The sequence below is a fragment of the Ensifer sp. BR816 genome (assembly GCF_000378985.1).
Classification (GTDB): Bacteria; Pseudomonadota; Alphaproteobacteria; order Rhizobiales; family Rhizobiaceae; genus Sinorhizobium.
In genome coordinates, this window is sequence record NZ_KB905370.1 from 5,772,130 (window position 1) to 5,785,866 (window position 13,737).

Here is a 13,737-nt window from a genome sequence, read left to right on the forward strand (position 1 = left end):
TCCCGGCATCTGCGGGCACAATGGAGCGCCCAACGGTCTGCACCAGCACTTGCCCCGTCCAGCCGGGAAGATCAAGGAAAAAGCGGGAAGCCGCCCGTTAGTCACGGCCCGAAGACCGACCACCCGGTACGTGCGGCCAGCATCTCAAGAGCGAGCGATCCGAGCAGCGAATTGCCGTTCTCGTTGAGGCCAGGCGACCAGACGGCAATCGACGCCTTGCCGGGCGCAACGGCCATGATGCCACCGCCGACGCCGCTTTTGCCGGGCAAGCCGACGCGATAGGCGAAATCACCGGAACCGTCATAGTGGCCGCAAGTGAGCATCAGCGCATTGATGCGCCGCGCCCGCTGGCGCGACACGACGGAATGGCCGGTCAGAGGATTGGTGCCGCCGGCAGCCAGGAACAGGCCGGCCTTGGCGAGCTGGCTGCAGGTCATGGCAAGCGCACAATGGTGGAAATAGACGCCGAGCACATGCTCGACCGGATGATCAAGGCGGCTGAAGGACCGCATGAAGCTGGCAAGTGCGAAGTTGCGGAAGCCTGTGGCGGTCTCGGAGCGGGCCACCTCGTGGTCGATAACGATATTCTCGTCGTCGGCAAGATAACGCACGAAGCGCACGATCTCGCCGATCAGTTCCTTCGGCGTATGGCCGGCGAGGATAAGATCGCTGATCGTGATCGCCCCGGCATTGATGAATGGATTGCGCGGCTTGCCGCCTTCGTGCTCGAGCTGCACGATCGAGTTGAAGGCTGAACCGGATGGCTCGCGCCCGACCCGGCGCCAAATATTCTCGCCATGCTTGCCGAGCGCCAGCGTCAGCGTGAACACCTTTGAAATGCTCTGGATCGAGAACGGCACCTCCGCATCGCCGACACGATGCACCGCGCCGTCCGTCGTGACGATTGCCATGCCGAAATGCCGGGGATCGACGCGGGCAAGCTGCGGAATATAGTCGGCAACCTTGCCCTCGCCGAGCCGTGGTGTCAGCTCGCGATAGATGTCGTCGAGGATCGATTGCAGATCCTGTGGCGCTTTCTGCTCGGGCATACGGCACTCCTCGATCTCAAGCGGCCACTACGAATGGGCTCGCTCCAACGTACAAAAAAAACCGCCCGTCTCCGGGCGGTTTTCGTAATTGTCTGGCCAGGCCCGGATTAACGCGAATAGAATTCGACGACCAGGTGCGGCTCCATGACGACCGGGTATGGAACGTCGGTCAGGGCCGGAACGCGAACGAAGGTCGCGACCATCTTGTTGTGATCGGCTTCGATATAGTCCGGAACGTCGCGCTCAGCGAGCTGAACGGATTCGAGGACCGTAACCAGCTGCTTGGACTTGTCCTTAACCTCGATGACGTCGCCCGGCTTGCAACGGTAGGAACCGATGTTGACGCGAACGCCGTTGACCTTGACGTGGCCATGGTTGACGAACTGGCGAGCGGCAAAGACGGTCGGAACGAACTTGGCGCGGTAGACAATCGCGTCGAGGCGCGATTCGAGAAGGCCGATCAGGTTCTCCGGGGTGTCGCCCTTGCGGCGGGAAGCCTCAGCGAAGATTGCGCGGAACTGCTTTTCACGGATGTCGCCGTAGTAGCCCTTCAGCTTCTGCTTGGCGCGCAGCTGCACGCCGAAGTCGGAGAGCTTGGACTTGCGGCGCTGGCCGTGCTGGCCCGGGCCGTATTCGCGGCGGTTGACCGGGGACTTCGGACGGCCCCAGATGTTTTCGCCCATGCGGCGGTCAATTTTGTACTTGGACGATTCGCGCTTGCTCATCGCATTTCCTTTCAAACGGTTACACCGGCTTGTTGCCAAGCCGGATCAAGGAAACACGCCCTCCTCTGAACCCATTTTGGGAGTTCTGACAGGCTTCTCACGATCACGCTGCCGGAGAAACCACGGGACATGTCAAATGAAACACCGGGCATCGCTGCCCGGCGTTGGGGCGGCTTTAGTGGTTGCGAACCACATTGTCAAACGAAATCGTGGCAACCAGCGTCGGTTCAAACCGGATCACCCGCCTCGGCCCGTTCCAACGAAATAAGCAGTTTCCTGAGAAGCGCACCGAGTGCGGCGCGGTCTTCCTTGCCGAGCCCTTCAAGATATCGCGTCTCGCTCGCCATATCGGCGCGAAATGCCTCTTCCGCAAGCGCAATCCCTTTTTCAGTCAATCCGACAACGCTGCTGCGGCCATCCGATGCAGAGCGCTCGCGCACGATCAGGCCCGCCTTCTGCAATCGATCGAGCCTATGCGTGAGCCCGCCAGACGAGATCATCAGAAGCGTATAGAGATCGGTCGGTGTCAACCGATAAGGCGGCCCGGATCGCCTGAGCGTCGAGATCACGTCGAACTCGCCGCGGTCGAGGCTGAAGGAGGCAAAGGTCTCCTCGATCGACGGGCGCACCAGATTTGAAAGACGGTAGGCGCGCCCGAGGATCGCCATTGGCTCGGTATCGAGATCGGGCAGCTCACGCTCCCACTGCACCCGCAACCGGTCGACGTGGTCACTCTCGTCTTTATCATTCTGCATCGCTAACTCCGGTGGCTGCAACGATATATCTTGACGAGAAGATAGATTGAGGTAATATCTTCTCGTCAAGATAAATCATTTCGTACAGGAAGCCAATCGGACCGAAAATGGAGGCTAGGATGTTTCATGTCATTCCTCGTGCTGAGCAGAAGCAGAGCCCCAACCGAACGATCCTCTTCGAAGGCGGCCAGTACGGCACGCCGATTTCGGTCTTCCTGATGGACGCCGCCCCGGGCCAAGGTCCGGCTCTTCATGTCCATCCTTATCCCGAGACTTGGATCATTCACTCCGGCGAGGTTGAGTTCACGGTTGATGCACAAACGATCACGGGCAAGACCGGTGATATCATCGTCGTCGACCCTGAAACCCCGCATCGTTTCGTCAACACTGGCACCAGTCGTCTGGAGATGACCTGCATCCATGCGTCCGATCGGGTCATCCAAAGCTGGCTCTAGTTCAGGCGCGGCAACCGGGTGTGCCGCGCGGTAAGCCAGCAGCAGGGATGTGCATATGGAAATGACGTCTCCGACGCGAGAGGGACTCACTCCGCCGCGGCGGCCGCCGGATTCGCCGTATCAGGCCCGTTCGCGTCACCTGGCGCAGTTTCCGCAGCAAGATCAGGAAAAGCGACGATTCGTTTGCCGGCGAAATCCGCGTGCACGACGATCAGCCCCTGCTCTTCGAAATAGCCGAGGAGCCGCCGCGCACGGCGGGCCGAGTGGGTACCGTAAGCGCGTGCGATCATCGCGTCAGAAGGGCATGGCATTCCACGCACGGCCGCCTGCGCCATCATCAGGAAAACGCCCTGCAGGTCTTCGGTCACGCGATCGGCGAGTTTAAGAGCCGACGCCCACGCTTCAGTCGCCGCCGTTTCGGCATCGACTCCAGAGCGGGCCACGGCCGTCTTGCGCCGAAAAACACTGAGTGACGGCGCGGAGCCTGGCACACGGCGGATGCGGCAGCGGACGAGGAAATCTTGATATAGCTCGGCATCGGGCCGGAACGCCGCCTCCGGGATTGCGAGAATCTCGGCGAAGACGCCGTCGAGCAAAGCTTCCCGCTCCTCGACGGAGAGTTCCGGCTGGGCGGGTTTCGATTCGACCAGCGCCACAGGCTCCGGCCGCGGCCGCGACAATTCCGCAAGGATGTCACTTGCCGGGCGCGGCTGGGGCGCGGCACGGCGGATAATGGGGCGGCTCAGTTCCTCCGGATCCGGCGTGAAGATCAGGTCCGCGACGTCCTGCGGCGCTTCCGGCAAGGGCATCAGCTTCGGGCTCGTCGAGCGTGCCGAGGTCTCGACCGAACCGATCGTCACCTTCAGCGGCCTACGGGAAAGCGCCGGGCCGAGCGCCACAAACGAGCCGCGCTTCAGGTCGCGAAACATTTCTGCCGTGCGACGGTCCATGCCGAGCAGATCCGCGGCGCGCTGCATGTCGATATCGAGGAAGGTGCGCCCCATCAGGAAGTTGGAGGCTTCCGCCGCGACGTTCTTCGCAAGCTTCGCCAGGCGCTGCGTCGCGATGACGCCGGCAAGACCGCGCTTGCGGCCGCGGCACATCAGATTGGTCATCGCGCCGAGCGACACCTTGCGCGCCTCTTCGGACACGTCGCCCCCGACCGAGGGCGCGAACATCTGCGCCTCGTCGACGACGACCAGAACAGGATACCAGTAGTCACGATCCGCATCGAACATCGCATTCAGGAACACGCCGGCGCTGCGCATTTGTTGCTCGACGTCGAGACCTTCGAGCGAAAGCACGCAGGATACGCGATGCTGGCGAATGCGCGTCGCAATGCCGATCAGTTCCGCATCCGTCCGCTCGCCCTCGATCACCACATGGCCGAACTTGTCGGCGAGCGTAACGAAATCGCCTTCCGGGTCGATGATGCACTGCTGCACCCAGGGGGCGGACTGCTCGAGCAGGCGGCGCAACAGATGCGATTTGCCGGAGCCGGAATTGCCCTGCACCAGGAGACGCGTTGCCAGAAGCTCTTCGATATCGAGCGAGGCCGAAGTCCCCTCGGACGTCGTTCCCATGTCGATGCCGACTTTCATTCCCACCTCTTCGTCACCGATTGATTCGCGATTTGGCCGGATCGCCAAACAGGGCACACCTAGCACGGTTTTGCCCGCGGTCAGGACCACGTTCCGACAACTCACAGGAATACGTAGTCCCTCGGACATCGCAAGGCTGCTTTGCCGCAAAAAGCCCGCAAAAGTGGAAATCGGGTGTAACCGTTCCCATATCTCGAATCACCCGATGACGGGCGACATAGGCATACGACTCCACTGATGTCCCAGCGCGAAACCGAGAACCACTTTCAATTTGACAAGCATATGCGCGAGGCGGGCAAGGATGCCTACCGCGTCATCTCGCGGGCCGAAGCGCTCGTGGCTTAGCCTCGCGCTTGCCGTTGCCATTGTCCTTGCTGTAGCCGTCTTCATCTGCCGACGGCGTTTTGACGCTCATGCAGAACGCACCGTAAGCCCAAAGCCCTGCATCAATCGTCGCGTTGCGAAATCCGGCTTGCCGGAGGTGAAGATCGCCGGATCCTCGCCGTTCAGCGGTTCGAAACCGTTCGGCAGCGGGACCAGCGAACGCGCCCGCCGCGCAATCGCCTCGGCCGGATCGAGCCAGTCGACCGGCCAGGGCGCCAGCCGCCGGAAGACGTTCGCCATGAACGGATAGTGCGTGCAGGCTAGCACAACGATGTCGGTCTTGTTGCCGTCCATCTCAACGAAACACGGGGCGATTTCCGCCAGCACCGCCTCGTCCTCGAGCTTGTCGCCGCGGATATAGGCTTCCGCCATGCGTGCCAGGTTCTCCGAGCCGACGAGGCGCACATGGCACTGCATAGCGAAGGATTGGATCAGATCGCGGGTATAGGCGCGCTTCACCGTGCCGGGCGTTGCCAGAACCGAGACGAGGCCCGAACGCGTGCGCTCGGCCGCCGGCTTGATCGCCGGCACCGTGCCGACGAAGGTCATCTGCGGATAGGCCGCCCGCAGGTCCGCTCCGACGAGCGTGAAGGCCGTATTGCAGGCAATGATGCAGATTTCCGGATCGTGGTCGGCCAGAAGCTGACCGAAAAGCGCGATCACCCGCTCCTTCAGGGCGCTCTCCTCCCATCCGCCATAGGGAAAGCCGGCATCGTCGGCGATATAGATGAAGTGCCGTTCCGGCATCAGCACGCGCGCCTCGCGCAGCACCGTCAGGCCGCCGATCCCGCTGTCGAAGACGAGAATGGGTTTCAGTTCAGTCGTCGTCACCGCCGCCTTGCACCTTCCTGCTGCGCGCCGGCGCGCCCGAACCCCGCGGGTTTTCCCGCGTGAACCGGTCGAGCGATGAGATGACGCCGCGCAGCACCTGGATTTCCGATTCGCTGAAGGATGGCCTTGTCAGAACGGCGCGGAGATTTTCCACCAATTTCGGCCTTTTGTCGGCGGAGCGAAAATAATTGCGCGCGTCGAGCGCCTCCTCGAGATGATCGAACAGGCCCTGGAGATGATCCTTCGTGGCCGGCCGCTGCTCGATTGCCTGAAACGACGTCTCATCCTCCGACTCCATGCCCGTCTTCATCCATTCATACGACATCAGCAATACGGCCTGGGCGAGATTGAGCGAGGCGAAGGCGGGATTGACCGGGAAGGTCACGATCTCGTCCGCCAGTGCCACTTCTTCATTCGTCAATCCGGTGCGCTCACGACCGAAAATGATCCCAACCGCCTCTCCGATCTTGAAGCGCTGCCGGAGCGAACGAGCGGCGACGATCGGCGAACGCACCGGCTTGTAGCCGTCACGGTCGCGGGCCGTGGTGGCGTAGACGAAGTTGAGGTCGGCGATTGCCTCCTCGAGCGTGTTATAGAGCTTAGCCCCGTCGATCACATGATCGGCGCGGCTCGCGGCCGAGCGCGCCTTTTCACTCGGCCAACCGTCGCGCGGATTGACGAGACGCAGCTCCGACAAGCCGAAATTCGCCATCGCCCGCGCCACCATGCCGATATTTTCGCCGAGCTGCGGATAGGCGAGAATGATCGCCGGACCTTCGGTCAAGAGTTCGCGCTCGCTGTTGGTGCCTGCCATCGTGATACTTTGCCTCTGTTCGCCGCTTCCCTCGCACAAAAGCCCTCGAAGTTAAAGCCGGGACGCTGAAGTCGGCAACCTTCCTGCATCACCCAAAGTTTCGGCCAAGCATGCTTTGCCTTGTGGGTTCACAGTGCTATAGGGCTCTGGATTTTCCCACCGTCGGAATGCCGCACGCGGTGCTCCGCAAGCTACGAGGCATATTCATGGCAAAGATCAAGGTCGCCAATCCGGTCGTTGAGCTCGACGGCGATGAGATGACCCGCATCATCTGGCAGTTCATCAAGGACAAGCTGATCCATCCCTATCTCGACCTCGATCTCGAATATTACGATCTCAGCGTCGAGAACCGCGATGCGACCGAAGACCAGGTGACGATCGACGCCGCGAACGCCATCAAGAAGCATGGTGTCGGCGTAAAATGCGCGACGATCACGCCAGATGAGGCCCGCGTCGAGGAATTCAAGCTGAAGAAGATGTGGAAGTCGCCGAACGGCACGATCCGCAACATCCTCGGCGGCGTCATCTTCCGCGAGCCGATCATCTGCAAGAACGTGCCGCGCCTCGTGCCCGGCTGGACCAAGCCGATCATCGTCGGCCGTCACGCCTTCGGCGACCAGTACCGCGCCACCGATTTCAAGTTCCCGGGCAAGGGCAAGCTGACGATGAAGTTCGTCGGTGAAGACGGCAAGGAAATCGAATACGACGTCTTCGACGCCCCGTCTGCCGGTGTTGCCATGGGCATGTACAACCTCGACGATTCGATCACCGAATTCGCCCGCGCGTCGTTCAACTACGGCCTGCAGCGCAAGGTTCCGGTCTACCTCTCGACCAAGAACACCATCCTCAAAGTCTATGACGGCCGTTTCAAGGACATCTTCCAGAAGGTCTTCGACGAAGAGTTCGCCGAGAAGTTCAAGGCCGAGAAGCTCTGGTACGAACACCGCCTGATCGACGACATGGTCGCCTCGGCGCTGAAGTGGTCCGGCGGCTACGTCTGGGCCTGCAAGAACTATGACGGCGACGTGCAGTCGGATATCGTTGCCCAGGGCTTCGGCTCGCTCGGCCTGATGACCTCGGTGCTGATGACTCCGGACGGCAAGACGGTCGAAGCGGAAGCCGCGCACGGCACCGTTACCCGCCACTACCGCCAGCACCAGAAGGGTGAGGAAACCTCGACCAACTCGATCGCGTCGATCTTCGCCTGGACCCGTGGCCTCGCTCACCGCGCCAAGCTCGACGGCAACACCGAGCTTGCCAAGTTCGCCGATACGCTGGAGAAGGTCTGCGTCGACACCGTCGAAGCCGGCTTCATGACCAAGGACCTGGCGCTGCTCATCGGTCCCGATCAGCCGTGGCTCTCGACCACCGGCTTCCTCGACAAGATCGACGAGAACCTGAAGAAGGCCATGGCCGCTTAAGCGGTCCGGCACTGACGTAACTGAAGAAACCCGGCTTCGCGCCGGGTTTTTCTCGAGCAATTCCAGGAAAAGTGTGTAACGGTTTTCCGCCCGCAATTGCGTAATTTCAAAGAGTTAGATCATTTAACCGTTTCAATGAAACGATGAAGTGATCTATGAGACGGCCCAGGTGGCGTGAATCGCGTTACTTCAGCGGCAGATAGATTTCCGTGAGCAGTTCGGTCGGTGCCACCTCGCGGGGATTGTTGAGATATTTCTCGAACATGACACTGTCGCGGATTTCTCGGCCCGAGTTCTGCAGCCAGGTCCCGTAGAGCCATTGATAAGCCTTCGGCATGTCGGCATAGGGACCCTTATGCCGCAGCACGGCATATTGCCCCCCGTCTATCGTCTGCGGCGTCAGCGGTGCCTCCATCGCCGCCTCGTCCTTTGTCGTCACGCAGGCGAAGGACCGGAGTTTATCCGTCTCCACCAGTTCCGGGTCGTCCAAGTAGATGCCGATCATTTCCATGTCCGGCCGGAACAGGCCACGTGCGAAAAGAGTGCCGTAGAGCGTCTCGAAAGCCTGACCGATGCCCATGTAAGAGCCGGAATGGGCTACGCCCAGCAGCGTCAGCGGATCTATCGTCTTCAGCGTAACCTCGTACATGACAGCATTTCCTTCCATAGAAGCGGTTTCAAAGGTTTTGTGGCTGCCCTCCTTCCTGTAGCGCGCCGGCGGAAGGCCGTAGACGGCCTTGAAGGTGCGGTTGAAGGACTGAACATTCGGGTAGCCCGAGCGTCGCGCGATCGCATCGACTGTGAGTTCGCTTTGCACAAGATCCGCCGCCGCCCGCTGCAGCCGCAATCTCTTGACCGTTGCAGCCAAGGTCTCGCCATACACCGCCCGGTAGATGCGATGCCAATGATGCGGCGACAGGCAGGCGATCTCCGATATCCGATCGACATCCAGCTCTTCGTCGAGATGTGCGTAGATATGGGCCGAGACGCGATGAAGGCGCCTCTCATATGTCGCCCATGAACCGCCCGTCATATCGAACCTTTCGCGTTTCGCTCGACTACGTTCAAACCACGTATCGCTTTGACAAATCCTGCTGACCTGAGCTCGTCCATTCGCTTGTGCCGCATGGCGACTCAGATAGGCTGAGAATGCCCGGCACGTACGATCCTGCCAACGTGGCGGATCCGGAAGTCTCGCAATGCTCGATTCCCTCGTCCCGAAAACCGTCAGCGTCCTCCAAGAAGGATACGGGCTTGCTCGACTGAAGGCCGATGCCTTGGCCGGCCTGACTGTCGCCATCGTCGCCCTGCCCCTCTCCATGGCGATCGCCATTGCCTCCGGCGTCACGCCCGATCGTGGGCTTTATACCGCAATCGTCGGCGGCTTCCTCGTCTCGCTCTTCGGCGGCAGCCGGGTCCAGATCGGCGGCCCGGCGGGCGCCTTCATCGTTCTCGTCGCCGCGACGGGCGCCCGGCACGGCATCGACGGGCTGTTGCTCGCGACGGCCATGGCCGGCGTCATGCTTGTCGCGGCCGGTTACCTGCACCTGGGGCAGTACATAAAATTCATCCCCTACCCCGTCACGGTGGGCTTCACGGCCGGCATTGCCGTGATCATCTTTGCCAGCCAGTTGCGCGATCTTTTCGGCCTAACGTTAGCCGGTGGCGAACCGGGGCCGATGGTTGAGAAGATTGTCGCACTTGGCCGGTCCGCCGATACGGTCAATTGGGCCGCCGCGCTGACGGCAGTCCTGACAATCGGTGTTATTCTGGGGTTGCGACGACTGCGGCCGCATTGGCCCGGCATGCTGATCGCCGTCGCCGTCGCATCGGTCCTCGTCGCCATCTTGAACCTGCCGACGGAAACGATCGGCACTCGCTTCGGCGGTATTCCGCGGGGACTGCCGTTTCCGACCTTGCCGCCGCTCTCTTTCGAGAAAGCCGTCGCCGTCTTCCCCGATGCGGTCTCCTTCGCCCTCCTCGGCGCAATCGAGTCCCTGCTTTCCGCCGTGGTTGCCGACGGCATGACGGGCCGGCGACATCGATCCAGCATGGAGTTGATCGCCCAGGGGATCGCCAATTTGTGTTCGGCGCTCTTCGGCGGCATTTGCGTGACCGGCACCATTGCCCGGACGGCCACCAATGTGCGTGCCGGCGGGACGAGTCCCATCTCGGGCATGCTGCATTCCGTCTTTCTTCTTCTCTTCATGCTTCTCGCAGCACCGCTCGCAAGCTATGTCCCGCTCGCCTCGCTTGCCGGCGTCCTCGCGATCGTCGCCTGGAACATGATCGAAAAGCCGGCATTCTTGGCACTCTTGCGATCCTCCTACGGCGATGCCGTCGTGCTGCTCGCCACATTTTTCATCGTCGTCTTCCGCGACCTAACGGAAGGGATCGTGGTCGGCGTCGCACTTGGCGCAATCCTGTTCATAAACCGGATGGCGAAAAACATCTCGGTCGGCGAGACGAAGCCGCTGGAGATGCTGCGGGTGGAGAACGGCAAGGAAGAGCACCCGGTCATTGCCGATGACCCCGATACGGTTATTTATCGGATCTCGGGAATCTTCTTCTTCGGCTCGGCGGCCACCGTTGCTACGGTGCTCGACCGGATCAATGACCAGCGCCGAAACTTCGTCCTCGACTGCTCGGAAGTCCCCTTCATGGACTCGACCGCCGCCAATGTCATCGAAGGTACATTAAACAAGGCGGAGAGGATCGGGGTGCGCTTCGTCATCGTCGGGGCCAATACGCAGGTTCGCCGCGCCCTCTATCAGCATCACGTCCGCCCGCCCCGCGTCGTGATGCGCGCCTCGATCCCTGCAGCGCTCGAAACCATCCGCAGCGAAGAGAGCGCATGAAAAAGGGCGCCGCAGCGCCCCTCTCTCCATCCTTCAGACAAAGCCGTTCATCCAGCCAGCGCGACGGCAACCGCCTCGATCGCTTCGGCGGCGCGCCCGCCGTCCGGGCCGCCGGCCTGGGCCATGTCGGGCCGCCCGCCGCCGCCTTTGCCGCCGAGCGCAGCCGAGGCGACACGCACCAGATCGACGGCGCTGACCTTCGACGTGAGATCGTCGGTCACGGCGACCACTGCGCTGGCCTTGCCGTCGCCGGACACGCCGACGAAAGCGACGACGCCGGATCCTAGCGTCTTCTTGCCATCATCGGCAAGGCTCTTGAGGTCCTTCGGCTCGACGCCGGAAACGACCTTGCCGAGGAACCGGACGCCGCCGATCTCGCGGGCGGCATCGCCCGACCCGTTCTGGCCATCGCCTGCCAGTGCAAGCTTCTTCTTCGCCTCGGTAAGTTCCCTCTCCAGCTTGCGCCGTTCGTCAAGCAGCGTCTCGACCCGCCCGAGAACATCCCCGGGCTGCACCTTCAGCGCCGCCGCCAGCGTCTTCACCCTGTCGTCCTGTTCGTTGAGGTAGGCGCGCGCGGCTTCGCCGGTCAGCGCCTCGAGGCGGCGAACGCCGGCGCCGACCGCGCTTTCCGAGACGACGCGCACCAAGCCGATGTCGCCGGTCGCGGAGACATGGGTACCGCCGCAAAGTTCGACCGAATAGGGCTTACCGGCCTTCGAGCCGCGAATGCCCTGGCCCATCGACACGACACGGACCTCGTCACCATATTTCTCGCCGAAAAGCGCCATGGCGCCTTCAGCGATGGCATCGTCCACGCTCATCAGGCGTGTCGTCACAGGCGTGTTCTGGACGATGATCTCGTTCGCCATCTCCTCGACGACCTTCAATTCCTCCGCCGACATCGGCTTCGGATGCGATACGTCGAAACGCAGCCGCTCGGGTGCCACCAGCGAACCCTTCTGGGCCACGTGGGTGCCGAGCACTTCACGCAGCGCCTCATGCAAGAGGTGGGTTGCCGAATGGTTGGCGCGCAGGCGGCTGCGGCGTGCGTGATCGACGTCAAGCTGGGCGGCGTCGCCGGTCTTGACCGAACCTTCGGCAACGACAGCGTAGTGGACGAAAAGCCCCTCGCCGCGCTTCTGCGTGTCGGTCACCGTGAGCTTGCCGCCTTCGGTGGTGATCGTGCCGGTATCGCCCATCTGGCCACCCGATTCGCCGTAGAACGGCGTCTGGTTGAGCACGATCTGGACGGTGTCACCCTTGGCAGCCGAGGCAACGGCGGCGCCGTCGCGTACGATCGCCTGGATCACACCTTCGGCAGTCTCGGTGTCATAACCGAGGAAGTCGGTGGCGCCGTGTTTTTCCTTGAGCTCGAACCAGATGGTCTCGGTTGCCGCTTCGCCGGAACCGGCCCAGTTGGCGCGGGCTTCTGCCTTCTGGCGCTCCATGGCAGCTGAGAAAGCGTCAGTGTCGACGGTAATGCCCTTGGCGCGCAGTGCATCCTGGGTGAGGTCGAGCGGAAAACCGTAGGTGTCGTAGAGCTTGAAGGCGGTCTCGCCGTTGAACTGGTCACCTTCGGAAAGGTCGGCGGAAGCGTCCGAAAGCAGGTTCAGGCCACGCTCCAGCGTCTTGCGGAAGCGGGTTTCCTCGAGCTTCAGCGTCTCGGAAATGAGCGCTTCGGCTCGAACCAGTTCCGGATAGGCGCGGCCCATCTGGCCGACGAGCGCCGGCAGGAGCTTCCACATCAACGGGTCCTGCGCACCGAGCAACTGAGCATGGCGCATGGCGCGGCGCATGATGCGGCGAAGCACATAGCCGCGGCCTTCGTTCGACGGCAAAACGCCGTCGGCGATCAGGAAGGCGGAGGAGCGCAGATGGTCGGCGATGACGCGATGGCTCGCGCGGCGGTCGCCTTCCGCCTTGACACCTGTCGCCTCCTCGGAGGCCGCGATCAGCGCGCGGAACAGGTCGATGTCGTAATTGTCGTGCTGGCCCTGCAACACGGCTGCGAGGCGCTCCAGGCCCATGCCGGTATCGATCGACGGGCGCGGCAGGTTGACCCGCTCTTCCTTGGTAATCTGCTCGTACTGCATGAAGACGAGGTTCCAGATCTCGATGAAGCGGTCACCGTCTTCATCCGCCGAACCGGGCGGCCCACCCCAGATCTGTTCGCCGTGGTCGTAGAAGATTTCCGAGCACGGACCGCAGGGGCCGGTATCACCCATCGCCCAGAAATTGTCGCTCGTCGGGATGCGGATGATGCGGTCATCGCTGAGGCCGGCGATCTTCTTCCAGAGGCCGAAGGCTTCATCGTCGGTGTGATAGACGGTCACGAGCAGGCGCTTGGCGTCGAGACCATATTCCTTGGTGATCAGGTTCCAGGCGAGCTCGATCGCCCGCTCCTTGAAATAGTCGCCGAAGGAGAAGTTGCCGAGCATCTCGAAGAACGTGTGGTGCCGGGCCGTATAGCCGACATTGTCGAGGTCGTTGTGCTTGCCGCCGGCACGTACGCATTTCTGCGCCGTTACCGCCGTCGAATAGGGACGCTGCTCGAGGCCGGTAAAGACGTTCTTGAATTGCACCATGCCCGCATTGGTGAACATCAATGTCGGGTCGTTGCGCGGCACGAGGGGACTCGACGACACGATCTCGTGACCGTTCTTGCGGAAATAGTCGAGAAACATCGACCGGATTTCATTCACGCCGCTCATCTTGCGTCCTATCTGTGCACATTCCGGCTGCGACCTACGCGTTTTCCGCACTGCGCGCCGTTATCCTTCAACCCCGCGTCTATCACGCATAGCCGCCTCCCCCGATGACGCTGCCATCGGAACCACAGGCTTT

The 13,737-nt window shown here is 61.9% G+C and carries 11 protein-coding genes; 3 read left to right on the forward strand and 8 right to left on the reverse strand.

Going from position 1 to position 13,737, the window contains the following annotated elements; genetic code table 11:
- Positions 1-101 precede the first annotated feature (101 nt).
- The 3 genes from RHIBR816_RS0127860 to RHIBR816_RS0127870 all read right to left on the reverse strand — a co-directional run bounded on the left by RHIBR816_RS0127860 (position 102) and on the right by RHIBR816_RS0127870 (position 2,529).
- Positions 102-1,049 carry a glutaminase gene (locus RHIBR816_RS0127860; RefSeq protein ID WP_018239865.1) on the reverse strand — a complete coding sequence of 316 codons (948 nt, stop codon included), beginning with the start codon at positions 1,047-1,049 and terminating at the stop codon, positions 102-104.
- A 107-nt stretch (positions 1,050-1,156) separates the two neighbouring features.
- Positions 1,157-1,774, reverse strand: a complete 618-nt coding sequence (gene rpsD, locus RHIBR816_RS0127865; protein WP_018239866.1) for a 30S ribosomal protein S4 — start codon at positions 1,772-1,774, stop codon at positions 1,157-1,159.
- A gap of 227 nt (positions 1,775-2,001) precedes the next feature.
- Positions 2,002-2,529 (reverse strand): MarR family winged helix-turn-helix transcriptional regulator, encoded by a 528-nt coding sequence (locus tag RHIBR816_RS0127870; RefSeq protein ID WP_018239867.1) that lies wholly within the window; start codon positions 2,527-2,529, stop codon positions 2,002-2,004.
- A gap of 119 nt (positions 2,530-2,648) precedes the next feature.
- Between RHIBR816_RS0127870 and RHIBR816_RS0127875 the strand changes: the two genes are divergently transcribed.
- Positions 2,649-2,984 carry a cupin domain-containing protein gene (locus tag RHIBR816_RS0127875; RefSeq protein ID WP_018239868.1) on the forward strand — a complete coding sequence of 112 codons (336 nt, stop codon included), beginning with the start codon at positions 2,649-2,651 and terminating at the stop codon, positions 2,982-2,984.
- Between the two features lie 86 nt (positions 2,985-3,070).
- Here RHIBR816_RS0127875 and RHIBR816_RS0127880 read toward each other — a convergent pair whose 3' ends face one another.
- The 3 genes from RHIBR816_RS0127880 to RHIBR816_RS0127895 all read right to left on the reverse strand — a co-directional run bounded on the left by RHIBR816_RS0127880 (position 3,071) and on the right by RHIBR816_RS0127895 (position 6,614).
- Positions 3,071-4,585, reverse strand: coding sequence for an ATP-binding protein (locus RHIBR816_RS0127880; RefSeq protein WP_018239869.1), 1,515 nt, complete (start codon positions 4,583-4,585; stop codon positions 3,071-3,073).
- Between the two features lie 411 nt (positions 4,586-4,996).
- Complete coding sequence (murI, locus tag RHIBR816_RS0127890) at positions 4,997-5,800, reverse strand: glutamate racemase (protein WP_018239871.1); 804 nt, start codon at positions 5,798-5,800, stop codon at positions 4,997-4,999.
- Entirely contained in the window at positions 5,787-6,614 is an 828-nt protein-coding gene (locus tag RHIBR816_RS0127895) for an RNA methyltransferase (RefSeq protein WP_018239872.1), read from the reverse strand. Before RHIBR816_RS0127895 ends, murI begins: the two co-directional genes overlap by 14 nt.
- 206 nt (positions 6,615-6,820) lie before the next feature.
- Between RHIBR816_RS0127895 and RHIBR816_RS0127900 the strand changes: the two genes are divergently transcribed.
- Entirely contained in the window at positions 6,821-8,035 is a 1,215-nt protein-coding gene (locus RHIBR816_RS0127900; RefSeq protein WP_018239873.1) for an NADP-dependent isocitrate dehydrogenase, read from the forward strand.
- Between the two features lie 184 nt (positions 8,036-8,219).
- Here RHIBR816_RS0127900 and RHIBR816_RS0127905 read toward each other — a convergent pair whose 3' ends face one another.
- The gene (locus RHIBR816_RS0127905; RefSeq protein WP_018239874.1) at positions 8,220-9,068 is read right to left on the reverse strand and encodes a GyrI-like domain-containing protein; all 849 of its coding nucleotides are present in this window, start codon (positions 9,066-9,068) and stop codon (positions 8,220-8,222) included.
- Positions 9,069-9,234: 166 nt separating this feature from the next.
- Between RHIBR816_RS0127905 and RHIBR816_RS0127910 the strand changes: the two genes are divergently transcribed.
- Complete coding sequence (locus RHIBR816_RS0127910; RefSeq protein WP_018239875.1) at positions 9,235-10,893, forward strand: SulP family inorganic anion transporter; 1,659 nt, start codon at positions 9,235-9,237, stop codon at positions 10,891-10,893.
- A gap of 47 nt (positions 10,894-10,940) precedes the next feature.
- Here the strand turns inward: RHIBR816_RS0127910 and alaS are convergent, their stop codons facing one another.
- On the reverse strand, positions 10,941-13,604 hold the full coding sequence (gene alaS / locus RHIBR816_RS0127915; protein WP_026187507.1) for an alanine--tRNA ligase: 2,664 nt from the start codon (positions 13,602-13,604) through the stop codon (positions 10,941-10,943).
- Positions 13,605-13,737 lie beyond the last annotated feature (133 nt).